The sequence below is a fragment of the Aliiroseovarius sp. D2-2 genome, from assembly GCF_055809455.1.
Window position 1 is genome coordinate 1368333 of sequence record NZ_CM147913.1, and the last position, 23245, is coordinate 1391577.

The 23245-nt window shown below is 56.3% G+C and carries 26 protein-coding genes and 1 pseudogene; 21 read left to right on the forward strand and 6 right to left on the reverse strand.

All coding sequences use genetic code 11. The features are described from left to right. Nucleotides 1–43: 43 nt before the first annotated feature. Complete coding sequence (secG, locus tag AC0L6A_RS06785) at nucleotides 44–412, reverse strand: preprotein translocase subunit SecG (protein WP_473293042.1); 369 nt, start codon at nucleotides 410–412, stop codon at nucleotides 44–46. A gap of 183 nt (nucleotides 413–595) precedes the next feature. Here secG and AC0L6A_RS06790 point away from each other — a divergent pair, with 183 nt between their 5' ends. Both AC0L6A_RS06790 and AC0L6A_RS06795 read left to right on the forward strand, forming a co-directional pair. Next, on the forward strand, nucleotides 596–1909 hold the full coding sequence (locus AC0L6A_RS06790; RefSeq protein WP_473293044.1) for an adenylosuccinate synthase: 1314 nt from the start codon (nucleotides 596–598) through the stop codon (nucleotides 1907–1909). Nucleotides 1910–1913: 4 nt separating this feature from the next. Continuing rightward, complete coding sequence (locus tag AC0L6A_RS06795) at nucleotides 1914–2192, forward strand: DUF2842 domain-containing protein (RefSeq protein WP_473293045.1); 279 nt, start codon at nucleotides 1914–1916, stop codon at nucleotides 2190–2192. A 50-nt stretch (nucleotides 2193–2242) separates the two neighbouring features. Here AC0L6A_RS06795 and AC0L6A_RS06800 read toward each other — a convergent pair whose 3' ends face one another. After that, nucleotides 2243–4297 carry a hypothetical protein gene (locus AC0L6A_RS06800; protein WP_473293046.1) on the reverse strand — a complete coding sequence of 685 codons (2055 nt, stop codon included), beginning with the start codon at nucleotides 4295–4297 and terminating at the stop codon, nucleotides 2243–2245. A 142-nt stretch (nucleotides 4298–4439) separates the two neighbouring features. On the opposite strand from AC0L6A_RS06800, the gene AC0L6A_RS06805 reads away from it, so the two are divergent. Continuing rightward, nucleotides 4440–5123, forward strand: a complete 684-nt coding sequence (locus AC0L6A_RS06805; protein ID WP_473293047.1) for a thiamine diphosphokinase — start codon at nucleotides 4440–4442, stop codon at nucleotides 5121–5123. Nucleotides 5124–5125: 2 nt separating this feature from the next. Here the strand turns inward: AC0L6A_RS06805 and AC0L6A_RS06810 are convergent, their stop codons facing one another. The 3 genes from AC0L6A_RS06810 to AC0L6A_RS06820 form a co-directional block, all read right to left on the reverse strand. Next, complete coding sequence (locus AC0L6A_RS06810; RefSeq protein ID WP_473293049.1) at nucleotides 5126–6505, reverse strand: L-serine ammonia-lyase; 1380 nt, start codon at nucleotides 6503–6505, stop codon at nucleotides 5126–5128. A 96-nt stretch (nucleotides 6506–6601) separates the two neighbouring features. Beyond that, a complete protein-coding gene (locus AC0L6A_RS06815) occupies nucleotides 6602–6955 on the reverse strand; it encodes a YbaN family protein (protein ID WP_473293050.1) in 354 nt (117 codons plus the stop codon). 95 nt (nucleotides 6956–7050) lie between these two features. Continuing rightward, nucleotides 7051–7770: a glutathione S-transferase family protein gene (locus tag AC0L6A_RS06820; RefSeq protein ID WP_473293051.1), complete on the reverse strand. Its 720-nt coding sequence runs from the start codon at nucleotides 7768–7770 to the stop codon at nucleotides 7051–7053. A 98-nt stretch (nucleotides 7771–7868) separates the two neighbouring features. Here AC0L6A_RS06820 and rpiA point away from each other — a divergent pair, with 98 nt between their 5' ends. From rpiA to AC0L6A_RS06850, 6 genes are all read left to right on the forward strand, one after another. Further along, nucleotides 7869–8651, forward strand: coding sequence for a ribose-5-phosphate isomerase RpiA (gene rpiA, locus AC0L6A_RS06825; protein ID WP_473293053.1), 783 nt, complete (start codon nucleotides 7869–7871; stop codon nucleotides 8649–8651). A gap of 137 nt (nucleotides 8652–8788) precedes the next feature. Next, nucleotides 8789–10156, forward strand: coding sequence for a glutathione-disulfide reductase (gene gor, locus AC0L6A_RS06830; RefSeq protein ID WP_473293054.1), 1368 nt, complete (start codon nucleotides 8789–8791; stop codon nucleotides 10154–10156). 129 nt (nucleotides 10157–10285) lie between these two features. Next, on the forward strand, nucleotides 10286–11410 hold the full coding sequence (gene hflK / locus AC0L6A_RS06835) for an FtsH protease activity modulator HflK (protein ID WP_473293055.1): 1125 nt from the start codon (nucleotides 10286–10288) through the stop codon (nucleotides 11408–11410). After that, nucleotides 11410–12279 (forward strand): protease modulator HflC, encoded by an 870-nt coding sequence (hflC, locus tag AC0L6A_RS06840; protein WP_473293057.1) that lies wholly within the window; start codon nucleotides 11410–11412, stop codon nucleotides 12277–12279. The genes hflK and hflC overlap by 1 nt, the downstream gene beginning before the upstream one ends. Continuing rightward, nucleotides 12279–12470, forward strand: coding sequence for a DUF2065 domain-containing protein (locus AC0L6A_RS06845; protein ID WP_473293058.1), 192 nt, complete (start codon nucleotides 12279–12281; stop codon nucleotides 12468–12470). The genes hflC and AC0L6A_RS06845 overlap by 1 nt, the downstream gene beginning before the upstream one ends. Before the next feature lie 219 nt (nucleotides 12471–12689). Next, nucleotides 12690–14183 (forward strand): Do family serine endopeptidase, encoded by a 1494-nt coding sequence (locus AC0L6A_RS06850; RefSeq protein WP_473293059.1) that lies wholly within the window; start codon nucleotides 12690–12692, stop codon nucleotides 14181–14183. 93 nt (nucleotides 14184–14276) lie between these two features. Here the strand turns inward: AC0L6A_RS06850 and AC0L6A_RS06855 are convergent, their stop codons facing one another. Further along, nucleotides 14277–14471 carry a DUF1127 domain-containing protein gene (locus AC0L6A_RS06855; protein ID WP_473293060.1) on the reverse strand — a complete coding sequence of 65 codons (195 nt, stop codon included), beginning with the start codon at nucleotides 14469–14471 and terminating at the stop codon, nucleotides 14277–14279. Between the two features lie 355 nt (nucleotides 14472–14826). On the opposite strand from AC0L6A_RS06855, the gene ruvC reads away from it, so the two are divergent. From ruvC to pal, 12 genes and pseudogenes are all read left to right on the forward strand, one after another. Next, complete coding sequence (gene ruvC, locus AC0L6A_RS06860) at nucleotides 14827–15333, forward strand: crossover junction endodeoxyribonuclease RuvC (RefSeq protein WP_473293062.1); 507 nt, start codon at nucleotides 14827–14829, stop codon at nucleotides 15331–15333. Beyond that, nucleotides 15330–16014 (forward strand): annotated as a pseudogene (gene ruvA / locus AC0L6A_RS06865) (Holliday junction branch migration protein RuvA). The gene ruvC and the pseudogene ruvA overlap by 4 nt, the downstream one beginning before the upstream one ends. A gap of 18 nt (nucleotides 16015–16032) precedes the next feature. Further along, nucleotides 16033–17094, forward strand: coding sequence for a Holliday junction branch migration DNA helicase RuvB (ruvB, locus tag AC0L6A_RS06870; protein ID WP_473293063.1), 1062 nt, complete (start codon nucleotides 16033–16035; stop codon nucleotides 17092–17094). A 54-nt stretch (nucleotides 17095–17148) separates the two neighbouring features. Then, nucleotides 17149–17814 (forward strand): hypothetical protein, encoded by a 666-nt coding sequence (locus tag AC0L6A_RS06875; protein ID WP_473293064.1) that lies wholly within the window; start codon nucleotides 17149–17151, stop codon nucleotides 17812–17814. After that, nucleotides 17815–18165, forward strand: coding sequence for a 2'-5' RNA ligase family protein (locus AC0L6A_RS06880; RefSeq protein WP_473293066.1), 351 nt, complete (start codon nucleotides 17815–17817; stop codon nucleotides 18163–18165). It begins immediately after the preceding gene. Beyond that, nucleotides 18090–18350 carry a 2'-5' RNA ligase family protein gene (locus tag AC0L6A_RS06885; RefSeq protein WP_473293067.1) on the forward strand — a complete coding sequence of 87 codons (261 nt, stop codon included), beginning with the start codon at nucleotides 18090–18092 and terminating at the stop codon, nucleotides 18348–18350. The genes AC0L6A_RS06880 and AC0L6A_RS06885 overlap by 76 nt, the downstream gene beginning before the upstream one ends. Nucleotides 18351–18380: 30 nt before the next feature. Beyond that, nucleotides 18381–18764 (forward strand): tol-pal system-associated acyl-CoA thioesterase, encoded by a 384-nt coding sequence (gene ybgC / locus AC0L6A_RS06890; RefSeq protein WP_473293069.1) that lies wholly within the window; start codon nucleotides 18381–18383, stop codon nucleotides 18762–18764. Between the two features lie 110 nt (nucleotides 18765–18874). Then, nucleotides 18875–19570, forward strand: a complete 696-nt coding sequence (tolQ, locus tag AC0L6A_RS06895) for a protein TolQ (RefSeq protein WP_473293070.1) — start codon at nucleotides 18875–18877, stop codon at nucleotides 19568–19570. A gap of 1 nt (nucleotide 19571) precedes the next feature. After that, nucleotides 19572–20054, forward strand: a complete 483-nt coding sequence (locus tag AC0L6A_RS06900; protein ID WP_473293071.1) for an ExbD/TolR family protein — start codon at nucleotides 19572–19574, stop codon at nucleotides 20052–20054. A 7-nt stretch (nucleotides 20055–20061) separates the two neighbouring features. Beyond that, nucleotides 20062–21072 carry a hypothetical protein gene (locus AC0L6A_RS06905; protein WP_473293072.1) on the forward strand — a complete coding sequence of 337 codons (1011 nt, stop codon included), beginning with the start codon at nucleotides 20062–20064 and terminating at the stop codon, nucleotides 21070–21072. 205 nt (nucleotides 21073–21277) lie between these two features. Then, the gene (tolB, locus tag AC0L6A_RS06910) at nucleotides 21278–22573 is read left to right on the forward strand and encodes a Tol-Pal system beta propeller repeat protein TolB (RefSeq protein WP_473293073.1); all 1296 of its coding nucleotides are present in this window, start codon (nucleotides 21278–21280) and stop codon (nucleotides 22571–22573) included. A gap of 145 nt (nucleotides 22574–22718) precedes the next feature. Beyond that, on the forward strand, nucleotides 22719–23234 hold the full coding sequence (gene pal, locus AC0L6A_RS06915) for a peptidoglycan-associated lipoprotein Pal (protein ID WP_473293075.1): 516 nt from the start codon (nucleotides 22719–22721) through the stop codon (nucleotides 23232–23234). The last annotated feature ends 11 nt before the right edge of the window (nucleotides 23235–23245 follow it).

Consider the following 23245-nt stretch of genomic DNA (forward strand, 5'->3'; position numbering starts at 1 on the left):
CGGCGCAACAGTACAAAGCGGGCAGACAGGCCTGCCCGATTGATCAATCCGCGCGTGGCGGTGTCAGGCTTTCATCCGTGTTAACGGGCGGCAGCAAATCGCTGACATCCGGAACAGACGGTGTGGCCTCGCCTTCAGCTGCAGGGGTTTCAAGTCCCAGAGCATCAACGACCGAGCTATCAGCCGAGTTCTTGGCGGAAATGATAGTTAGCGAGATCGAGGTTACCAAAAAGGCAATCGCGAAAGCCCAGGTCAGCTTGCCCAACGCCGTGGCCGCACTACGAGACGACATAACACCGCCGCCGCCGCCGCCGCCAATACCAAGGCCGCCGCCCTCAGAGCGCTGCAAAAGCACGATCCCGATCAGCCCAAGGGCCAAGATCAGGTGAATGACGAGGATGACGTTTTCCATATGGGGCGTTTCCCGTGATTTGGGTTCGTTCGATCTGCCGGGGTATGTAGGCGAAAAGAACGCTGGGTGCAAGCCGCGCAGACCCTGATTGCGCCCTTTCTACATTCGCGGCGATTTCACCTTTCGCTGGGGAAGATGTGAGGCTATACCGGGCCGGGTTTTCTTTGAGATAGGAAAAAGACCATGGCAAATGTCGTCGTTGTAGGCGCCCAGTGGGGCGATGAAGGAAAAGGCAAGATCGTTGACTGGCTCAGCGAACGTGCCGATGTGATCGCGCGCTTCCAAGGGGGGCACAATGCGGGCCACACTCTTGTGGTGGATGGCGAGGTTTATAAGCTGCATGCGCTGCCTTCGGGTGTTGTGCGTGGAGGCAAACTGTCGGTAATCGGCAACGGGGTCGTACTGGACCCGTGGAACCTGCTGAAAGAGATCGAGACGATTTCTAAGCAGGGTGTCGATATTTCACCACAGACGCTGATGATCGCAGAGAATACTCCGCTGATCCTTCCGTTCCACGGCGAACTTGACCGTGCGCGTGAAGAAGCTGCCTCGAAGGGGACCAAGATTGGGACCACCGGGCGCGGCATTGGACCGTGTTACGAGGACAAAGTTGGCCGCCGGGCAATCCGCGTGGCAGATCTGGCAGATCATGCGACGCTTGAGGCGCGTATTGATCGCGCGCTTCAACACCACGATCCTTTGCGAAAAGGTCTGGGAATCGAGGCGATCGACCGCGATGCGTTGATCGCACAGTTGAAAGAGGTCGCGCCGTCGATCCTGAAATACGCCGCACCCGTTTGGAAAGTGCTGAATGAAAAGCGAAAAGCAGGCAAGCGTATCTTGTTTGAAGGCGCGCAAGGCGCACTTCTAGATGTCGATTTTGGCACCTATCCCTTTGTGACATCGTCGAACGTGATTGCCGGACAGGCCGCGACGGGCGTCGGCATTGGGCCGGGCTCGATTGATTATGTTCTGGGCATTGTGAAAGCCTATACAACCCGCGTGGGCGAAGGCCCGTTCCCGACCGAGCTTCTGAACGCAGATGGCACCCCTGATGTGGATGGTGAACGTCTGGGCACGCGCGGTCATGAATTTGGCACCACCACCGGTCGACAGCGTCGCTGTGGTTGGTTTGATGCGGCTTTGGTGCGTCAGACATGTGCCACGTCGGGCGTCACAGGCATTTCGCTGACCAAGTTGGATGTGCTGGATGGGTTCGAAACGCTGAAGATCTGCGTCGGATACGATCTGGACGGCAAGACACTGGACTATCTTCCGATTGCGGCGGACCAGCAAGCACGCTGCAAACCCATCTACGAAGAAATGCCCGGCTGGTCGGAAACGACTGAAGGCGCGCGCAGCTGGAATGATCTGCCTGCCAATGCCATCAAATACGTCAAACGGGTGGAAGAGCTGATCGACTGCCCCGTGGCGCTTCTGTCCACCAGCCCAGAACGGGATGACACCATTTTGGTGACCGATCCCTTCGCGGATTGATCGGATGGCGTTGGGTTATAAAGCACGTAAACGTCTGGCCATTCTGGTGCTTGTCGTTGGATTGCCGCTTTACATCATTGCGGCCGTTTGGGTGGTTAGTCTGTTTAACCGCCCGCCCATCTGGGCCGAGTTTATTATCTATGCGGTGCTAGGCTTTCTATGGATGCTGCCCCTGAAAAAGGTGTTTCTTGGGGTCGGAAAAGCTGATCCCGACGAAGACGAGGCAAGCTATCCTCATGATCCCGCAGGGAAATATGCCCTGAAAGACAAAGACCCCAAATAGAAAAAGGCCCCGAAATCGGGGCCTTTTTTATTCTGTGTGTACTGGCCGCGTTAGGCTGATTGAAGATCGCTATGTTCGATCCCAGTCAGCGAATAGCACCCTTGTGCGACTTTAATGATGTCACCGTCGCGCAAAAGACGACCAAAGGCACGCAAAGCATCTTCGCGCGAGATACTATAATCCCCATCAAGATGAGTAACCAGTTTTACCACCTGTGGGCGGTTGAAATGCGGCAGGCCGGATTTCTCAGTCAAGAAACTTGCAGCCGCGCGCATATGGCCTGCCGTGTCGGCAGCGTCCATTTGGGCAATAAGGGCTTCGAATTCGCTCAGCTCGGGATTTTTTGCGTCGGCAGGCTCAACATCGGAGTCTGCTTCCGTTGCGCCGGAGCGTTGGCGCGAAGCACCTGTGTTCACCCGGCGCGGGCGAATGATGCGATCACGCAACGACTTGACTGCAGTTTCAGGCTGCACTTCTGCTTCTGAAACACGCTGTTCAGACACCAATACCAGCGGAGAGGCGCGACGCGCTTCGTGATTCTGGTCTGGTGTCGGCTCTGGATCAGGCGTTTTAACGGCCTGCGCAAGATCGCTACGGTAAGCAGTTTCCTGAATTTCTTCAGGGCTTTCACCATGCTCATCCCCATCAGTCAGGTCTGCACGAGTGGCTTGAACAGCAGCTTTCATGTGGCCGATCGAACTGCGACGACGCGATGCTTCCTGACTGTCCATATGTGTGTTGGTTTCAGCAAGAATGCGTTCAAGCGCGGTATCATCTTGAGCAGATTCCTGATCATCAAATACCTGAGCACGACGTTCGCGACGGGCGTCCATCCGGCTTTCCGCTTCCATGGTCGACAGCAAGGATTCGATTTCTTCGTGCAATTCGCTTTCAGGGGCGTGATCTTCATCAGAGGCCTCTTCCGCTTGCTTTTCATCAGCAATACGGAACGCACCATCAAGTGCGAGCGGCGGTAGTGCGGCAACGTCTTCCGACTCGGCGACTTGTTCTTCAACTTCCGCACGGGTTTCGGCTTCGACCTGTGCCAATTCAGCGATCAGGGCGGCTTCTTCTGCGTCGCTCAGGCCAGATGCGGCTGTTTGCGATGCAACCTCAGTTTGCTCGTCGGTGTCGTTGCTTTCATCCGCAACCACGGTGTTGGTTTCTGAGCCAGGCGTGCTGGTTTGTTCGATGACTACAGCGTCCTGTCCATCTTCACGACGCTGGCGTCTTACACGAAGGACACGCGTCACAGGCGCAGCGTCTTCTGCGCTTTCGTCAACGGTTTCGTTTTCCGCAACGGTACTTAACGTAGCAGCCGCCAGAACGGGCGCTACTGATTTTGCAACTTCGCTGGCTGTATCAGACAGTTCTGCCTGTGTCTCATCATCAGACTGAGCGACTTCTTCAATCGGAGCATCTTCTTCAGAAATCTCTGAAGGCTCGACGTCGTTTTGTACAAGCTGATCTTTTACACGCTGGCGCTTGGCTTGGCGTGCAACATGTTCTTCGGTAACTTCGTCAGTCGAAGCCTCGCGACCATGATTGCTGATCAGATCATCAAAGCTGTCCAGATCATCTTCGCTATTCAGGAATTCATCTGCCGTGTTGGCTGCATGTTCGTCTTCCAAAAACTCATCTGAAGAATCAGAGTTCTCAGACGCGGCAGCGCGCAACAGGCTGAGTTTCGCCAATGCGTCGTCTTCGGCGGGCTCCTCATCAAAAGCGGTCTTGAGCTGCGTAACTTTGCTCATCGGTTCAGCTGTCGAAGCAATGTCACGCAAAGCCTCAACCGCAGGGGCGGGCTTTTCGATTTTTGGCCGTTCAACCTTGTCGCGGCTTTCCAGATCGTCATTGCTTTGACGCAGGATGACCTTTTGGTCCTCGATCTGCGCATCGACCTGTTTGTGTGATTCACGTTCGGCGATTTTGTGAAGAACCGCTGCATCCGGTTGCATGGGTTCCGCACCGAAGGACCGGTCCGTTTCGGCCAATCCACGAAAGTATTCGGCAATAGATTTCATGGCACCGAACGGGTCATCAAACCCTTCCAGCGTGCAGGAAAAAGTGCCATACGAGACCGTGAGGATCTTGTTATCTACCATTTAAAACTCACTTTCTGAACCAGAACGACGACAAGGTACATTTCAATAAGTATGCTGTTAAAATTGCGCAAAACCACGAAGCGGGTGGTGTTTTTTTGGGGCTGAAATGTGGCAGCAGTATGGAATAAGGTCAATATCTACCATGAGTAGTCAAAAAACGCGGTTTTCGGCCGGTGTTACGTTACTTGGTGGCGGAAAGTCTTGCGCGCAAGATATTGAAGAATCACTAACTCTGGCCCCCAATTTGCTCGGTGTAGACGGGGGGGCAGACCGTGCGTTCGAGCTGGGGCTGCCTTTGAAACTGGTGTCCGGTGATTTTGACTCAATTTCGGACGCCACGCGCGCTGGCCTTAACCCGGGCATTCTGATTGAGACCCCAGACCAAAACCGCACCGACTTTGATAAGGCGCTTGATCTGGCGGATGCTCCGGTGATCCTGTGTGTTGGGTTTACTGGCAAGCGCATGGATCATCAGCTGGCTTGCTACTCTGTTATGGTGCGTCAGGCAAAGAAGCCCGCAATCCTGATCGGAGACGAAGACGTCTGCTTTCACCTGTCCCATGACGTGACTTTAGATTTGCCTGAAGGCACCCGGTTGTCGCTTTTTCCAATGGCACAGGTTGTGGCGCATGCAACTGGGTTGCGCTGGCTGGTCGATGGATTGGAGTTCGCGCCCTGGGGACAGATCGGCACCTCAAACGAAGTGACTGAGGGTCCCGTCACCCTTTCTGCGGAAAGTGACGGGCTGTTAGTAATCCTGCCCCGTGCACATTTGCATCAAGCCGTGCGCGTGTTGTGGCAGGGGGACCCTGCGCTCTGCCCGTAAGCTCAGCAGTTCGGAACGTTGACGGCCAAGCCGCCAAGTGACGTTTCCTTGTACTTTGCCATCATATCCTGACCGGTTTCGAACATCGTTTTGATGCAGGCATCCAGTGGAACCAGGTGTGTGCCATCACCGCGCAGCGCCAACGAGGCCGCCGATACAGCCTTAATCGCGCCCAACCCGTTGCGTTCGATGCAAGGAACTTGAACCAGCCCGCGGACGGGATCGCAGGTCAGTCCCAAATGATGTTCAAGTGCGATTTCAGCCGCGTTTTCAATCTGCTCAGGCGAACCGCCCATGACGGCACATAGACCCGCAGCCGCCATTGCGCTGGCGGACCCAACTTCGGCCTGACACCCGGCTTCAGCCCCTGAGATCGACGCATTGTGCTTTACGATCGCGCCAATTGCCGACGCGGTAAGTAGAAAATCATGAATGCGCGAAGGCACAGCCCCCGGTACGTGGTTCAGCCAGTAGAAGACCACGGCAGGCAACACACCTGCGGCACCGTTTGTCGGGCTGGTGACAACTTGACCCCCAGCGGCGTTCTCTTCGTTCACCGCCATGGCGTAGACGCTCATCCAGTCATTGATTGTGTGCGGTGCAGTCAGGTTCAGCCCTTGTTCTGCGATAAGACTTTCATGGATCGCTTTGGCACGACGTTTGACCAGAAGGCCACCGGGCAGAATGCCTTCGTTTTTCAATCCACGCTCAATGCAGGTTTGCATGACCTCCCAGATACGGTCCAGGTCCTCGGCCAGTGTTGCCGGTCCCATATGCACCAACTCGTTGGCCCGCTTCATGTCAGCGATGCTTTTGCCGGAAGCCTTGGCCATCTCGAGCATCTGAACCGCGTTTTCGAACGGATAGGGGTGCGTCTTGGCATCCACAACGTCCAAAATAGCCTCTTGCGCCTGCTCCGCTTCAGTAACAACGAACCCGCCACCGATCGAGTAGTAGGTTTCGCGAACAACAACGTCACCTTGGGCATCCGTTGCCATCAGCTGCATGCCGTTGGCATGGCCGGGCAGGTCGTGTTCATAGTCGAAAATCAAATCTGTCTTTGGTGCAAACTTAAGTGTCCCAAGCCCTTCAGGCTCTACCGTTCCGGTCTTCTCAATATCCGCAAGGGCGGCTTCAGCCTTGGCGTGCTCATAGCTGTCAGGCAGAAAACCGGCGAGACCCAGAATGGTTGCACGATCTGTTGCGTGCCCCACACCAGTGAAAGCCAGCGATCCATGAAGCGAAGCTTTCAACCCATGCACTTCGAAGGGTTGTTCGCGCAGCAGATCAAGAAAGCGCGCGCCCGCAACCATTGGTCCCATTGTATGGGACGAGCTGGGGCCAACCCCAACTTTGAACATGTCGAACACGGACAGGAACATTTTGACCTCACTTAAATACCGTCAGAGCATTGTGCTTTTTATAGGGGTTAGGCGCGTGCGAAAAAGCGACGGTTTTTACGCCAATCGCGTTCGTGTCTAATCTGGGCGCGTCAGCACGAAGGCGGCGCCGGCCCCCATAAGGCTGGCTTGTGCCAGCAGCACCCACCATGACGCGTCCAGGATAAGGGAGGCGACAAACACAAGCGTCATCATAGTGACCGCAAGCGTCTTGGCCCGTCTCGATATCGCACCGCGTTCTTCCCAGTCCTGAATGGCGGGGCCGAAATGTGCATGTTCAATCAACCAAGCACGTGCCCGCGGGCTGCTTTTCCCAAAGGCAAAGGCTGCAACCAGTAAGAAAGGTGTCGTCGGCAAGACAGGCAAAATAACACCAAGTAGTCCCAACGCAACGGCGCCCCAGCCCAGTATTATATAGAAGAGTTTTCCCATGACGTACGCCCAGTGCCATCACAACACGCGGGGCGCGTCTGTGTTGGTTGTAACCATCCGGCGTCGTTGTCGAAATGTCCAGATACATATGGCGGCTACAAAGCCGCACCTTCAGGTGGATGCGCGGGCGAAGGTGTCGTCAGTGGTGTTGCCCCCAAGCCCTCGGCGCGAATGGCGACCTGCATTGAGGGGCGTTGCTCGATCCGTTCGGCAAGCGCGTGCAGGTGGGGCCAGTCTGTCAGCGAAAACCAGTTTTCGCCCTTTAGATAAAGCGCGAACCATCGCAAAGGCACCGCGACATAGAAGTCGAGAGCGGTTGGGGGCTCTGCTCCAAACCAGCTGTGACCCTGGCTTAAAAGATCTTCGAAACGATCAAGGTGTTCGCGCAGGCGTATTGAAACCAGTGTTCGAAACGCATCCTCGGGGCCCGCTGCATATCGATCGGCATAAAAATGCTGTCGCAGATCCGTCTGCAACCCATTCGATGCCACCATCAACCAAGACAGAAACGGCCCGCGTTCGGGATGGTCTCTGGTCGGCGCAAGCCTTGCCGCGCGATCGGTCAGCCAAAGAATGATAGCGGCGGTTTCAAAAACAACGCCATCCGGCGTTTCCAGCGCGGGAATGGTGCCCATCGGATTGACCTGCATGTACGCAGCACTGCGCTGGGCATTGCTGGCGCGGTCCACCAAAACGGTTTCATAGGGTTCGCCCAGTTCCTCAAGAATTAAGCGAATAATCAGTGATGCATTGTCGGGGGCGTAGTGAAGCTTCAACATTCGGAAAGCCAACCAGACTATCGGCGGAAAAACCATTAAAAAACCGACGGGTTGATGCATGCTCTCGCCATTGCAGGGAACGCCTATTATAATCTGCACAACAGTTGCTTAGGCAAAATAAGGGATTCGAAGCCATGTCCGCAGAACTTTCGCCTATTGATATGGCCAAAAGTAATGCCGCCAAATACGCCGTTCAGTTCGTCGAAGATGGAATGCGCGTCGGGCTTGGCACTGGGTCGACTGCGGTCTGGATGGTGAAATACCTGGGCGAGCGTGTGAAACAGGAAGGGCTGAGCATTATTGGTGTTCCGACCAGTTTCCGCACAGCTGAGCTGGCTCAAAAGGCCGGATTGCGGGTGACCACTTTGGATGAAGCCAAGTGGTTGGACTTAACCATTGATGGCGCAGACGAATATGACGCCGAGCTAACCTTGATCAAAGGTGGCGGTGGTGCGTTGTTGCAAGAAAAGATCGTGGCTTCAGCATCAGATCGGATGATCGTGATCGCGGATGATTCTAAATCGGTCGCTCATCTAGGAGCATTTCCTTTGCCGATCGAGGTCGTTCCATTCGGTCTGCAAACCACGCGTGCCACGGTCGAGGCGTTGTTGGATGGGATGGATGTCTTGGGATGGGATGCCAAACTTCGCATGTATGAAGAACAGCCCTTCGTGACAGATGAAGGCAATCACATCATCGACTTGCACCTGAAACGCATCGGCGATCCGCGCCACTTGTCGCTTGCATTGAATCAGATTCCCGGCGTTGTCGAGAATGGATTATTCATTGATATTTGCGACATGGTTATTGCTGGGCAAGGGGATGGCCGTATCGAAGTGATCGATTTGACTGCCGGGTCTATTGAACAAGTTTTTATCGAACCCGATCTGGACGCGAACATCTTTGCTGACATCTGATCCCGCATCTGCGCGGAAACGTGATGTTTGTGTCACCGCAGGGGGTGGAAAGCCCTGATCCAAACGCCTAGCTTTCAGCCAAAGCAAACTCGTAGTGATGCACACCCAAGCGGGTGGGGCTTGAAAGGCAAATGGATATGAGCGGATTTGACTATGATCTCTTCGTAATTGGTGGTGGATCTGGCGGCGTGCGCGCGGGCCGTGTCGCTGCTGAAGGGGGGGCTAAGGTTGCCCTGGCCGAAGAATTCCGTATGGGCGGCACCTGCGTCATTCGCGGCTGCGTTCCAAAAAAGCTGATGGTCTTTGCATCGCAGCACGGGCCCGCCGCGACGGATGCCGCTGCTTATGGTTGGAAGGGCAACGCGCGCGGTGAATTTGACTGGGCAGGCACGTTCCGCCCAGCACTTCACGCCGAGCTTGAGCGGCTTGAAGCGATCTACACCCGCAACCTTGGCAATTCTGGCGCGGATATCTTCAGCGCCCGCGCAGTGGTGAAGGATGCCCACACAGTTGAACTCTCCACTGGTGAAACCTTCACTGCGAAACATATCCTTGTCGCAACAGGTGGACGGCCCTTCATTCCCGACACGCCGGGTGCGGCAGAATTGGGCATCACCTCGAACGAGGTCTTCAATCTTGAAGACTTCCCGAAGCGCATGTTGATCGTTGGTGGCGGCTATATCGCCACTGAATTCGCCTGCATTTTCAACGGACTGGGCAGTCACGTGGCGCAATGGTATCGCGGCGCGCAGATTCTGCGCGGCTTTGATGACGAGGTGCGTGGCTTCCTTGCCGAGCATATTCGCGAGCGTGGTGTAGATCTGCATGTTGGTCTTGAGGTCGAGCGCATGGAGCGTCGCGACGGTGCGATTTGGGTCAAAGGCACCGATGGGCGCGAAGAGATTTTTGATCAGGTGCTTTTCGCCACCGGCCGCGTGCCCAACACGGATGGGCTGGGACTGGAAGAGGTCGGCGTGAAGCTTGGACGTGGCGGCGAGGTGGTTGTGGATGACTACAGCCAAACCTCGGTCCCATCGATCTATGCGGTGGGCGATGTCACGAACCGTATTACTCTGACCCCTGTCGCGATCCGCGAGGGCATGGCCTTTGTGGAAACTGTGTTTAATGGAAACCCGACGAAGCCTGACCACGAAAACGTGGCCTCTGCTGTGTTCACGCAGCCGGAATATGGAACAGTTGGCCTTTCCGAGGAAGATGCACGCGCGCAAGAAAAGATCGACGTCTATTCAGCCGCGTTCCGTCCGATGCAGAAAAGCTTTATCGGGTCGAATGAACGCGTGTTGTTCAAGTTGATCGTTTCCCAGTCCACGCAAAAAGTGCTGGGCGTGCATATCGTCGGCGATGGCGCGGGCGAGATGATCCAGCTGGCGGCAGTTGCAGTGAAAATGGGGGCAACGAAGGCCGATTTCGACCGTACTGTTGCTGTGCATCCAACCATGTCGGAAGAGATCGTATTGATGAAGTCGCCCGCCCGAAGCGACTGATTGAGGCCTTAGATCGCCATAAACATATGAAAAGGGGGCGTGTTGCGTCCCCTTTGCCTTGAAATTCGTGGCCTAAAGGGCCAGTTATGAGCGCGAAACCCTGTTTTAAGACGGAAGGAATTGGACCAGATGGCCAGTGATAATGGCGGTCCCTGGGGCGGCGGTGGAAACCGTGGCGGCTCTGGTGGGCGTCCCCCCTCGAATGGTGGCGGTAATCGTGGCGGCAACGAGCCGCCGCAGATGCCCGAAATTGATGAACTTATGAAAAAGGGCCAAGAGCAGCTTCGCGTGCTCATGGGCGGCCGCGGAGATGGTCGTAAAGGTGGAGGCCAAGGCTCGGGCGGTCCCGGTATCGGGCGTGGCTCGATCTTGCTGATCGCACTTGTGGCGGCTGCGGTTTGGGTCTTTGCCAGCTTCTACCGCGTCGACACGTCCGAACAATCGGTCGAGCTGCTGTTCGGCGAACGTTACGGCGTAGGGCAGGAGGGTTTGAACTTCGCCCCATGGCCCATCGTGACCAAAGAGATCTACCCGGTGACCCGAGAAAACGTCATCAACATCGGCGACGGAGTATCCGCAGGCCTGATGCTGACCGGGGACGAAAACATCGTCGACATCGATTTCCAGGTTGTTTGGAACATCTCGGACATCGAAGCCTTCGTGTTCAACCTGGCAGCGCCGGAAAACACCATTCAGGCCGTGTCGGAATCCGCCATGCGCGAGATTATCGCGCGTTCGCGTCTTGCCCCAGTTCTGACGTCTGATCGTGGTGTCATTCAACAAGACTTGGAAGAGTTGATCCAATCGACTTTGGACGGATACGAATCTGGTGTGAACATCGTGCGTGTGAACTTTGACCGTGCTGACCCGCCAGCCGAAGTGATCGACAGCTTCCGTGAAGTTCAGGCCGCTGAACAGACCCGCGACACGCTGCAAAAACAAGCGGACGCTTATGCGAACCGTGTTGTTGCAGCCGCCCGTGGTGAAGCAGCCCAACAGCTTGAACAAGCCGAAGGGTATCGTGCGCAAGTCGTAAACAACGCTGAAGGTGAGGCCGCGCGCTTCATCTCGGTCTACGAGGAATACGCCAAGGCGCAAGATGTCACCCGTAAGCGTCTGTACCTGGAAACGCTCGAGAAAGTCTTGTCCAACGTTGACAAAATCATCCTTGATGAATCCGTTGGTGGCGATGGTGGCGTCGTGCCTTATCTGCCGCTGAACGAGTTGAACAAACGCACCGAGGAGACGAAGTAATGAAACGTACTCAAATATTACTTTTTGTCCTGGTCGCCATCGTGCTTGGCGCGTTGCAGGCTGTTTACATCGTAGATGAGCGCCAAAAGGCTCTGCGTCTGTGGTTTGGTGAAGTGCAGGCCGAGTCTCGGAATCCGGGTCTTTACTTCAAAATCCCGTTCTTGCACGAGATCGTCAAATATGATGACCGGATCTTGCCTTTGGACACGCGCAAACTTGAAGTCACGCCGGCCGATGGTCGCCGTCTTGAAGTTGATGCGTTCGCCCGCTGGCGGATTGCGGATGCCAAGCAGTTCCGCCGTGCTGTGGGTGCAAGTTCAATCGCTGGTGCTGCACCGCGTCTTGAGCGGATCCTGAACGCAGAGCTGCGTGAGGTCTTGGGTAAAGTGAACTCGGGCGTTGTGCTGTCGGCAGATCGTGTTGTTTTGATGAACCAGATCCGTGATCAGGCCCGCAGCCAAGCGTTGTCGCTTGGTGTTGACATCGTCGACGTGCGGATCAAAAGCGCCGACCTGCCTCAGCAAAACCTTGAAGCCACGTTTGAACGTATGCGCGCGGAACGTCAGCGTCTTGCCGCAGACGAGATCGCCCGCGGTAACGAGGCTGCTCAGCGTCTTCGTGCAACGGCAGACAGAACTGTGGTCGAAACCGTTTCGGAAGCCCGCAAAGAAGCTCAGATCATTCGTGGTGAGGCCGACGCCCGCCGTAACGCGATCTTGGCCGATGCGCTGGGCCGTGATGCAGAGTTCTTTGCCTTCCTGCGTTCGTTGGAAGCGTACGAGAAATCGCTGACCGGCGGGAATTCGTCGCTGGTCATCACGCCAGACAGCGAATTCTTTGAGTATCTGAAATCGGATGCGGTCCGGTGATGTCGACAATCTTGTTTGGCATCGGGCTTGTGCTCGTGATCGAGGGGCTGGTGTTCGCACTGGCCCCTTCGCGTTTGGACGATCTGGTCGCCATGATGGCTGCGATGAGCCGCGATCAACGTCGCCTAATTGGAATTGCAGCATTGGCGCTGGGTATTCTTGCAGTTTGGATCTCGGGCGTCCGGCTTTAGTGCTGTGGTGATTCAGCGGACTGCTGCTTATTTCAAACGCTGGATTAGTGGGCTTTGGCCCCAAATATCGGGGCCTTTCGAACAACTCACGCGTACTTACGGATATTCACATAGCGGTGAGGTTGCCTTCCAAACTTTGCGTTGCGCTTTTGCGATCCTATCTAGAAACTATCATTCAAACGGACATATCATCCGGCAGGTATCGAAAAGGAGAGTAGTGTGAGAGCGCAGGCATACGCCCTAAGGCAGGTGCAGACGGATTATTATCGAGGATTTTTGGCCCTTTTGCTGACGGTGGCCACTTTGTTGGCGACATCAATGCGCGCAGATGCGCGCGGTGCACCGGATAGCTTTGCCGATCTAGCGGAAAAGGTCAGCCCGGCTGTGGTGAACATCACAACCTCGACAATCGTGGCGAGCCGTGAAGGTGGCCCAGAACCCATGATCCCGGAAGGCAGCCCTTTCGAGGAGTTCTTCCGTGATTTTCTGGAACGTAACCAGAATGAACCAAATGGAAATCAATCAGAGCCACGCCAGCGCCGCAGTCAGGCGCTTGGGTCGGGTTTCGTGATTTCTGAGGATGGTTTCATCGTCACAAACAACCACGTCATCGAAGGCGCTGACGAGATCCTGATCGAGTTTTTCGACAAAGAGGACAAGTTGGAAGCCACCGTGATCGGCACCGATCCCAACACGGATATTGCACTTTTGAAGGTCGAAAGCGATCAGCCTTTGGACTATGTCAACTTTGGTGACAGTGATATCATGCGCGTTGGCGATTGGGTGATGGCCGTGGGCAACCCGTTGGGGCAGGGCTTTTCGGTTTCTGCCGGGATCGTATCACAGCGCAACCGCGAGCTTTCGGGCAACTATGACGACTACATCCAGACGGATGCGGCGATCAACAGGGGCAACTCTGGTGGCCCATTATTTAACATGGAAGCCGAAGTTATTGGCGTAAACACCGCAATCCTCAGCCCAAATGGCGGGTCGATCGGTATCGGCTTTGCGATGTCCTCGGCTGTGGTCAATCGCGTGATCGCTCAGCTGAAAGAATTTGGCGAAACACGCCGTGGTTGGCTGGGTGTGCGCATTCAGGACATCACGGACGACATTGCTGAAGCTCTGGGGCTGGAAAGCACGAATGGTGCACTCATCACGGACGTACCGGAAGGTCCCGCCAAAGAGGCAGGTCTACAGGTCAACGACGTGATCCTGTCCTTTGATGGCGTCGACGTCATGGACTCGGGTGAACTGGTACGCACCGTGGGCAATGCGCCGGTGGGCAAAGCCGTCCGTGTAATGATTTTGCGTGATGGCAAGACCGAGACACTGAAGGTGACCCTTGGCCGCCGTGAAGATGCCGTTTCTGCATCAAACGACAGCGAAGAAGACCCGACCGAGCCTGCTGAACCCAGCAAGCTTCTTGGAATGTCCCTTGCGCCTTTGGATGATACAGGGCGTGAAGCGCTGGGCTTGAACCCCGGTGACGAAGGTCTGGCCGTTCTGGACATCGACGAAGACAGCGAGGCCTTTGAAAAAGGGGTTCGCGCTGGGGACGTCATCTCGGAAGCTGGTCAGCAGCCTGTCACCTCGATCGAGGATCTGGAAGCAAGCCTGCAAGTCGCCCGTGATGGTGGCCGCAAGTCGGTTCTTCTGTTGGTGCGTCGTGACGGAAACCCGCGGTTTGTCGCCTTGTCGCTGGACAAGTAGCGTCAGCCATAAAAATACCCCGCCAGATCTGATCTGGCGGGGCATAAAAAAACCCGCGCTAAATGCGCGGGTTTTTTCGTGAGTGGTGAGGTCTTAGTACTTGGCGATGTCAGCGCGACATAGACCAATATCCTCAAGCTCGCGATCCGTCAGTTTCGACAGAGCGTTACGGGCCTCGCGAGCGTCATTCCAGGCGACCACAGCGGAAAAAATACCGCGCATGGCGTCGGACAGACGGCCCCCGAAGACGCCGCGGGTTACGGGAGTCATTGTTTCGAAAGCAGCCATTTTCGTGTCCTTCACAAAAAATAGTTTGAAGAGCTTTATTGCTCTGATTGGCCATCTAGGCCCGAATTCATGGTCCGACAAGCATGGTTTTTGCATGTCCCATATGCGTTTTTTGCAACGGGTCGCTTTCAGATGTTACGAGGTCGAAATTGGTCGGAAACAGGCGCTTTTTCGAGCTGGCCACCCAATGAAAGATAAAATTTTCGGATTAAGTTTCTGGAGCTACGAGTCATTTAAACCGTTCGGCTTTGGATGCTGGCAGATCACGCTGGTCTATGTTCTTGTTTCGTGCTAACCATGAAAGCATAACGAATATGCGCCGAAAAGGCCGCAAAACCGCAGAGCAGGGCAGGAAATGCGCATCATTGGCATCGATCCAGGACTTAGAAACATGGGTTGGGGGGTCGTTGACACGGCAGGTTCACGTCTGTCGCATGTGGCCAACGGGGTCTGCATGTCGCGCACGGGTGATCTTGCCTCACGACTTCTGTCCTTACATGAACAACTTACCGACGTGATGTCATGCTTTCAGCCGGATACGGCCGCTGTGGAACAGACCTTCGTGAACAAGGATGCTGTGGGCACGCTGAAGCTGGGTCAGGCGCGTGGGATTGCGCTGCTGGTTCCCGCACAGGCTGGGCTGGCGATTGGCGAATATGCCCCCAACGCAGTGAAGAAAGCTGTGGTTGGTGTTGGGCATGCAGACAAGCAACAAGTAGATCATATGGTACGCATGCAGCTGCCGGGGGTTCAAATCACGGGTCCCGACGCAGCAGATGCTCTGGCAATCGCAATTTGCCATTCCTTCCATGCGCAAAGTGCAGGACGGTTAGAGGCCGCAGTGAAAAAGGCAACAGCATGATTGGACGGATCGCAGGACGAATTGACTACCGCGCAGATGATCATGTGCTGATCGATGTGAGGGGCGTTGGCTATCTGGTGTATGTCTCGGATCGCACCATGACGGCGCTGCCTGCCACAGGCGAAGCGGTCGCTTTGTACACCGATCTTCTTGTGCGAGAGGACAATCTGCAGCTCTTCGGCTTCACTTCGTTGGTTGAGAAAGAGTGGCATCGCCTGCTGATGAGCGTACAGGGCGTGGGCGCGAAAGCCTCGATGGCCATTCTGGGCACGCTGGGCGCGGATGGAGTCAGCCGCGCGATTGCTTTGGGCGATTGGAATGCGGTGAAAGCAGCCAAAGGAATTGGTCCCAAAACCGGGCAACGGGTGGTGAACGAATTGAAAGACAAAGCGGCAAGCGTCATGGCTTTGGCGGGATTCCGGGGCAGGGGCATCTACCCCATCACCTGACCTTGATGAGCCGGTGATCGAGACGCCAACCACTGCACCAACTGCCGCTGCTCCATCAGCTTCGACTGCCGATCCGGCAGCGCAGGCCGAAGCACTGTCTGCGTTGACCAATCTTGGATATGGTCCCGGCGACGCGGCATCGGCCGTTGCGCAGGCGATGGGGGATGATCCCGCGTTGAACACTGCTGGGCTTATTCGAGCCGCGCTGAAACTGCTTGCGCCGAAAGGCTAAGGGGGCGAGGTATAGTCCATGTCCATAAACGATCCTGCGCACAGCCCTGACCCTACTCTTCGTCCTACGCCGACCCCAGAAGAACGGGTTGAGGTCGACCGCGCCTTGCGTCCGCAAGCTTTGGGAGATTTCATCGGTCAGGCCGAAGCCCGTGCCAATCTGCGCGTCTTTATCGAAAGTGCACGCAAACGGAACGAGGCGATGGACCATGTGCTGTTCCATGGCCCTCCAGGTCTTGGGAAAACCACGCTTGCGCAGATTATGGCGCGCGAGCTGGGGGTGAATTTCCGAATGACCTCGGGCCCGGTACTGGCTAAGGCGGGCGATCTGGCCGCGATCCTGACCAATCTTGAAGCCAATGACGTCTTGTTCATCGACGAGATCCACCGCCTGAACCCCGTCGTGGAAGAAATTCTCTATCCGGCGATGGAGGATTTCGAACTTGATTTGGTGATCGGTGAAGGCCCCGCGGCCCGTACCGTGCGGATCGAACTTCAGCCCTTTACTCTGGTTGGGGCCACCACCCGACTGGGTCTTCTGACCACGCCGCTTCGCGACCGGTTCGGTATCCCAACGCGTTTGCAATTCTATACCGTCGACGAACTGCACGAAATCGTCTCGCGCAATGCCCGTAAGCTGGGGGCGCCTGCAGATGATGACGGCGCACACGAGATCGCCAAACGCGCCCGCGGCACGCCGCGTATCGCAGGCCGTCTGTTGCGCCGCGTGGTGGATTTCGCTGTGGTCGAAGGCGACGGGCGTATCAGCCGCGAACTAGCGGACAGTGCACTGACCCGGCTTGGCGTGGACAACCTGGGCCTTGATGGCGCGGACCGTCGCTATATGGGCCTGATGGCCGAACATTACGGCGGCGGACCTGTTGGGATCGAAACCCTGTCGGCTGCCTTGTCGGAAAGCCGCGATGCGCTCGAAGAGGTGATTGAACCCTACCTGCTGCAACAAGGTCTGATCCAACGCACCCCGCGCGGGCGCATGTTGGGGCAACGGGCGTGGAGACATCTTGGCCTCACCGCACCTGAGCCTCAAAAGCCGGGGCAGGGACAGCTCTTTGACGGATAACTCTTGAAACGCGCGCCCGTTTAAGGGACACCCGGCGCGATCAAGGAGAGACTGATGACCGACGCGCCGCTTATGACCCCTGCAGATGTGACCGCACATTTTACCCGCTCGAATGGGAATTTCACCTTCGCCCGATGGGGCCGTCCCATCGTGCCGGTGGTGTTTGGCGTTGAAGAACAGACGCTTGAAGTGGTGAAAGGCGCGGTCGAGGCGGTTGCTGTCCTTGCAGATCATAAGATGGCCGAAACCGACCCAGAGCTTGGCGCAAATCTGATGGTTTTCTTTTTCCGCGACTGGGACGAGTTACTTGAAGTGCCAAAACTGGATGAGCTGATCCCAGATCTGGCTGCAACTGTGGCGCGCCTGAAAACGGCAGGGGCAAGCCAGTATCGCGCGTTCCGCTTTGACGACCAAAACGCCATTCAGGCCTGTTTTACCTTTGTTTGCATGACCGACGACATGGCGGCGCAACCCGCCGAGGCTATTGCCCTGACCCAAGCCGTTCAAGCGGTGCTGTTGTGGAGCGACGAGATTTTCGCCACCAAAAGCCCTCTGGCGCTTTTGCCGGATGGACAAACCATTCTGCGGCCGGAAATTGCGGCGCTGGTTAAGGCTGCTTATGATCCAATGCTGCCTGTTGCCGCCGATGATGCCTCGCATGCACTGCGCCTTTATGCGCGGATGCAGGTGGTTGTGCCGGATGGGGAACCCAAGCACTGAATGCGAAGTTTCATCGCCCTGCCTTTGCCCGACGAAATGTCCGACGACCTTGCCCGGTTCGCGGCGCGTTTGAAGGTTGGCCGCCAGGTTGACGCTGACAATTTTCACATCACTTTGGCATTTCTAGACGACCAGCCAGATCATGTTTTGCAAGATGTGCACGAAGGCCTGTCGGATAGTGTATTTCAAGCCGTACAGGCCGAGTTTTCTGGGCTTCAGCCTTTGGGGGGTAAGATCCGTCGGTGCTGGCTTTGTCCGTGTCGGGCGTGGATGGGATGCAAAGACAGGTCAAAGCGTCTCTCTTGCGATCGGGATTTCAGCTTCCACATCGCCGATTTCGCGCGCATGTGACGCTTGCCCGCTTGCCTCGCAAACCTACGATCGATGACATGTCCGCTTTGGGGCACGCATTAGAGGTACATGGCGCCGTAAGGTTTCCGCCGCAAAGCCTGACGACCCTGTCGCTTTACAGCTCGGAGCTGCGCCCCGATGGTGCGCGATACGAGCGCTTGGCAGATTATCCCCTCTCCGGCTAGGGTCGGACTGAGCAGAGATAGAGGCAAAAAATGCACCACTTCCCCATCCGCGTTTACTATGAAGACACCGATATGGCCGGGATCGTCTATTACGCCAATTACCTGCGCTATATTGAACGGGCGCGATCCGATTGGGTGCGCGAGATTGGAATTGATCAGAATGCCATGCGCGATGAAGGTCTGGTCTTTGCAGTGCGCCGGGTTGAAGCGGACTATGTGGCTCCTGCCAAATTTGACGATGAGTTACAGGTTGAAACATCTGTTCAACAGGTGACGGGGGCCCGACTTGTCATGGGGCAGGTGGTCAAGCGAGGCGAGCAGCCTTTGTTTGAAGCGGTTGTCACAATTGTCTGCGTGTCCGACACCGGCCAACCTGCACGACTTCCGGCAAATATCCGCCGGTTGGTTCACTGAATTCCCGCCGAAGTCGCCGATGACGCGGTTTTGATAGCCATTGTGATGCTCATACGTTATTCTTAGTGCAGAAAAGCGGCCCAAAGAGGCGGCGGTACAGAGGCAGAGACATGGAAACGGAAGCGCTTTCGGCAGCGGCGGAGATTGATTTCTCCTTCTTAGCCCTATTTCTTCGTGCGACTTTTACAGTGAAGCTGGTGATGCTTTTGCTGATCGTTGCGTCGATTTGGTCATGGGCAATCATCATCACAAAATTCATGGCTTTCCGGCGCACGCGCGCTGAAGCCGAGGACTTCGACCGCAAGTTTTGGTCGGGTGATCCATTGGACGAATTGTTCGATCAGATCGGACCCAGCCCAACAGCGTCCGCCGAAAAAGTGTTTTCGGCAGGGATGTTGGAATGGCGTCGGTCGCATCGTGCCGATGGCGGACTGATCGCCAACGCGCAATCGCGCATCGACCGGTCGATGGATGTTGCCATCGCGAAAGAAGGCGAAGAGCTGAACAAGGGCCTTAGCTTTCTGGCGACGGTCGCATCGACTGCCCCCTTTGTGGGTCTGTTCGGCACCGTCTGGGGCATCATGAATGCCTTCATCGAGATTGCACAGCAGCAAAACACTAACCTCGCCGTTGTGGCCCCCGGCATCGCCGAGGCCCTTCTGGCCACGGGCCTTGGTCTTTTGGCCGCGATCCCGGCTGCGGTGTTTTACAACAAGCTAAGCGTGGACAGCGACAACATCTTGGCAGGCTATGAGGCCTTCGCTGACGAATTCGCCACCATCCTCAGCCGTCAGTTGGACAGTTGATATGGGCGCGAATGTGCAAAGCAGCGGGGGTGCCGATCGGCGCGCTCGTCGTGGACGCCGTCGGGGCAAGCATCGCCGCGTGATGGCCGAGATTAACGTGACGCCTTTCGTGGACGTCATGTTGGTTCTTCTGATCATCTTCATGGTGGCAGCGCCCTTGTCTGTTGTTGGCGTCCCGGTAGAGCTGTCCCAAACAGCGGCCAAATCGCTTGATGCGCCAGAAGAAGAGCCGCTTGCAATCACCATCACCGAAGACGGAAATGTGTTCCTGCAAACAACTGAAATTGCGCGTGATGATCTTATTCCGCGTCTGCGTGCCATTGCTGCAGAGCGGTCGGACGACAAGATCTTCCTGCGTATCGACGGACAGGTGGCTTGGAACACGACGGCCCAGATCATGGGTGCTTTGAATGCCGCTGGTTTCTCAAAAATCGGGTTTGTGACCGAAGGTGGTGGACCGACCCTGACCGGGCAAGGGAACTAGAGCTGAGATGCGTAAGGGGCTGTATATCTCGACAGCCGCTCATGGGGTCTTGATCCTGTGGGTGTTTTTCGGCGGGGTCTTCAAGTGGGACCGCGACGAAGAATTCGTGCGCGTATCCGATGTATCGTTCATTTCCGAAGATGAATTCGCAGCGCTAAGCGCGCCAGCAGGCGAGGCGAACGCGCCCGAGAACCCTCCGGCCCCAGCCCCCGAACCCGAGCCCGAACCCGAGCCAACACCTGCTCCGGAACCAGAGCCCGAACCAGAGCCTGAGCCGGAACCCGTTCAAGACCCCGAACCCGCTCCTGAACCCGAAACCGCTCCGCCCGCACCAGCGCCGCGTGTCGCGCCTGAAGCGGCACCCGAACCCGAAACGCCTGTCGAAGAAGCACCCGAACCGGTCGAGGCTATCACGCCAGAACCGTCGCCAGAACCTGCGCCTGAACCAGAAGAGGTTGCACCTGCGGCCCCCCCTGAGGCGACGACCGAAATCGTGACGGAAGCGGAAGAGCCTGCAGAGCAGCCTTCAGCAGCGCCTGCGACCTCTCAACGCCCAAAGTCTCGTCCCGCGCGTCCCGCACCGCAAGTTGCTGAGCCTGAGGCACCCAAGCCTGCAGATGCAAATGCCGTTGCGGCGGCTGTTGCCAACGAAGTTGCAGGGGGTACGCAAGACGCACCTGCGCAAGACGTGCCGGTGGGACCACCGCTGACACGGGGTGAAAAGGATGGGCTGCGCGTTGCTGTCAGCCGATGCTGGAACCTTGGATCGTCGTCGACCGACGCGTTGTCCACAACAGTTGTTGTTCTGGTCACCATGAGCCGCGATGGCAAACCGGAGGGCATCAAGCTGGACAGCTGGGAAGGCCCAAATAAGGCCGCAGCTGACACCGCGTTCCAAGCGGCCCGTCGCGCGGTTATCCGTTGCGGTGCGAAAGGCTTTGATTTGCCCGCAGATAAATACGGCCAGTGGCGCGAGATCGAAATGACCTTCAATCCTGAAAAGATGAGGATCAAGTGATGCAGCTTATTTCCATCCGGGAACGCAACATGAAACGAGCGCCGAATAGGCCAGTTTTCGCAGATTTTTCCCCTGTCGATGGCGGGGAAGCACCAACTATGCCTATGGTGTCAGTGACAAAAGGGGCAAAAGTCCAATGAAGAGGACATCAAATCAGATGGTTTTCAAGTTTAGAAAGATCACATGCCTTATCGCCGCATGCACAATGCTTGCGGGGGGCGCTGTGTCCACGGCCGTTGCGCAATCGTCCGGTCCATTGCGGATCGAAATTACCGACGGTGTGATTGAGCCTTTGCCTTTTGCAATCCCGGATTTCGTGGCTGAAGATGGCGGATCAAGCGACATAGCGCGATCAATCTCGCGCGTGATTGCCGCCGATTTGGCCAGCACCGGCCTGTTTCGTGAGATCCCACAGGACGCGTTCGTTTCGGGCATCTCTAACTTCGCAAGCCCTGTGGCCTATGCGGATTGGAAAGCCATCAATGCACAGGCTTTGATCTCTGGCGCAGTGACCAGTGCGGGTGGAAATGTAAACTTGAAGTTCCGCGTGTACGACGTGTTTTCAGGCCAGCCTCTGGGTGAAGGATTGCAGTTCTCAGGGTCGGCTGCGGGTTGGCGCCGTATGGCCCACAAAGTTGCAGACATCGTTTACAGCCGGATCACCGGCGAAAGCGGATACTTCGACAGCCGTGTGGTGTTTGTGTCTGAAAGCGGTCCCAAGAACGCACGCCGTAAACGCTTGGCGATCATGGATTACGATGGCGCGAATGTTCAGTATCTGACGGACAGTTCAGCGCTGGTTCTAGCGCCAAGGTTCTCGCCCCAGGGGGATCGAGTGCTTTATACCAGCTATGAAACCGGCTTCCCTCAGGTCTACGTTTTGGACGTTGCCACAGTAGGGCGCCGCGCTTTGTCCAGCCAAAAGGGCACTATGACGTTTGCGCCGCGGTTTTCGCCGGATGGCCGCACGGTTGTTTATTCGCTGTCGGCGGGGGGCAATACCGATCTGTACACAATGGACATCGGAAGCGGCCAATCGCGGCGCTTAACGCAAGCTCCGTCCATTGAAACCGCGCCGAGCTTTTCGCCGGATGGGTCGAAGATCGTGTTCGAAAGCGATCGTTCTGGCAATCAGCAGCTTTATGTAATGCCCGCAACCGGTGGGGAAGCCACCCGGATCAGCTTTGGGCAGGGGCGTTATGGCACGCCAGTATGGTCCCCCCGTGGTGATCTGATCGCGTTTACCAAGCAGAATGCTGGCCGTTTCCACATTGGTGTCATGCGCACTGATGGGTCGGAAGAGCGTTTGCTGACAGCGTCGTTCCTGGATGAAGGTCCAACCTGGTCGCCGAATGGGCGCGTGATCATGTTTACGCGTGAAAGTCAGGGTGCAGCGGGCGAAGCGGCGCTCTATTCGGTGGATATTTCGGGCCGCAACCTTCGCCGTGTGGTGACAGAAGGTGCGGCATCAGATCCGGCTTGGTCGCCGTTGTTAAACTGATACGTGGGTGGGTTAGCCCGGCATAAAGCGGCCTTGCCGCACAGTCTGGTAGCCCTCCGTTTTCAAATAGCCGGTGAAATGCTAATCTTCCGGCAAGAATATGAAAGAGCACGCCCAAAAAGGGCAGAAAGATACAGGAAAGACCATGAAACATTTTGCGATGACTGCGCTGTTCGTGGGCGCATTGGCCTTGTCGGCCTGTTCGAAAGACCGCTTTGGCAGTGACGGATACGGGAATGGTGCTGGCGGCGCTGGTGGGGACTACGTGGCCGGAAGCGCCTCGGACCCACGATCGCCGGCCTATTTCAACCAAACCGTTGGTGACCGCATTCTATTTGCCGTGGATCAGTCCACATTAAGCCCTGAAGCGGTTCAAGTTCTGACCCAACAAGCCACATGGTTGATCGAAAATACCAGCTACACCGCCGTGGTCGAAGGTCACGCGGATGAGCAGGGCACACGTGAATACAACCTTGCGCTGGGTGCGCGCCGTGCGTCAGCCGTACAGAACTTCTTGATTGATCGCGGCGTTGCCCCGAACCGTTTGCAAACGGTGAGCTATGGTAAGGAACGCCCGCTTGAAATTTGTTCGGACGAGCAATGCTATTCGAAAAACCGCCGTGCTGTGACTGTGCTTGCAGCCGGTGCGATCACCAGCTGATCCGCGTGCAT

Coding starts and splice junctions, on each gene's coding strand:
- AC0L6A_RS06875 (WP_473293064.1), top strand. CDS start 17,149: ATGACCGACGCGCCGCTTATGACCCCTGCAGATGTGACCGCACATTTT.
- secG (WP_473293042.1), bottom strand. CDS start 412: ATGGAAAACGTCATCCTCGTCATTCACCTGATCTTGGCCCTTGGGCTG.
- tolB (WP_473293073.1), top strand. CDS start 21,278: ATGCTTGCGGGGGGCGCTGTGTCCACGGCCGTTGCGCAATCGTCCGGT.
- AC0L6A_RS06790 (WP_473293044.1), top strand. CDS start 596: ATGGCAAATGTCGTCGTTGTAGGCGCCCAGTGGGGCGATGAAGGAAAA.
- gor (WP_473293054.1), top strand. CDS start 8,789: ATGAGCGGATTTGACTATGATCTCTTCGTAATTGGTGGTGGATCTGGC.
- pal (WP_473293075.1), top strand. CDS start 22,719: ATGAAACATTTTGCGATGACTGCGCTGTTCGTGGGCGCATTGGCCTTG.
- AC0L6A_RS06800 (WP_473293046.1), bottom strand. CDS start 4,297: ATGGTAGATAACAAGATCCTCACGGTCTCGTATGGCACTTTTTCCTGC.
- AC0L6A_RS06880 (WP_473293066.1), top strand. CDS start 17,815: ATGCGAAGTTTCATCGCCCTGCCTTTGCCCGACGAAATGTCCGACGAC.
- rpiA (WP_473293053.1), top strand. CDS start 7,869: ATGTCCGCAGAACTTTCGCCTATTGATATGGCCAAAAGTAATGCCGCC.
- tolQ (WP_473293070.1), top strand. CDS start 18,875: ATGGAAACGGAAGCGCTTTCGGCAGCGGCGGAGATTGATTTCTCCTTC.
- hflK (WP_473293055.1), top strand. CDS start 10,286: ATGGCCAGTGATAATGGCGGTCCCTGGGGCGGCGGTGGAAACCGTGGC.
- AC0L6A_RS06810 (WP_473293049.1), bottom strand. CDS start 6,505: ATGTTCCTGTCCGTGTTCGACATGTTCAAAGTTGGGGTTGGCCCCAGC.
- ruvB (WP_473293063.1), top strand. CDS start 16,033: ATGTCCATAAACGATCCTGCGCACAGCCCTGACCCTACTCTTCGTCCT.
- AC0L6A_RS06815 (WP_473293050.1), bottom strand. CDS start 6,955: ATGGGAAAACTCTTCTATATAATACTGGGCTGGGGCGCCGTTGCGTTG.
- AC0L6A_RS06855 (WP_473293060.1), bottom strand. CDS start 14,471: ATGGCTGCTTTCGAAACAATGACTCCCGTAACCCGCGGCGTCTTCGGG.
- AC0L6A_RS06885 (WP_473293067.1), top strand. CDS start 18,090: ATGCAAAGACAGGTCAAAGCGTCTCTCTTGCGATCGGGATTTCAGCTT.
- AC0L6A_RS06805 (WP_473293047.1), top strand. CDS start 4,440: ATGAGTAGTCAAAAAACGCGGTTTTCGGCCGGTGTTACGTTACTTGGT.
- AC0L6A_RS06905 (WP_473293072.1), top strand. CDS start 20,062: ATGCGTAAGGGGCTGTATATCTCGACAGCCGCTCATGGGGTCTTGATC.
- hflC (WP_473293057.1), top strand. CDS start 11,410: ATGAAACGTACTCAAATATTACTTTTTGTCCTGGTCGCCATCGTGCTT.
- AC0L6A_RS06845 (WP_473293058.1), top strand. CDS start 12,279: ATGTCGACAATCTTGTTTGGCATCGGGCTTGTGCTCGTGATCGAGGGG.
- AC0L6A_RS06900 (WP_473293071.1), top strand. CDS start 19,572: ATGGGCGCGAATGTGCAAAGCAGCGGGGGTGCCGATCGGCGCGCTCGT.
- ybgC (WP_473293069.1), top strand. CDS start 18,381: ATGCACCACTTCCCCATCCGCGTTTACTATGAAGACACCGATATGGCC.
- ruvC (WP_473293062.1), top strand. CDS start 14,827: ATGCGCATCATTGGCATCGATCCAGGACTTAGAAACATGGGTTGGGGG.
- AC0L6A_RS06820 (WP_473293051.1), bottom strand. CDS start 7,770: ATGGTTTTTCCGCCGATAGTCTGGTTGGCTTTCCGAATGTTGAAGCTT.
- AC0L6A_RS06795 (WP_473293045.1), top strand. CDS start 1,914: ATGGCGTTGGGTTATAAAGCACGTAAACGTCTGGCCATTCTGGTGCTT.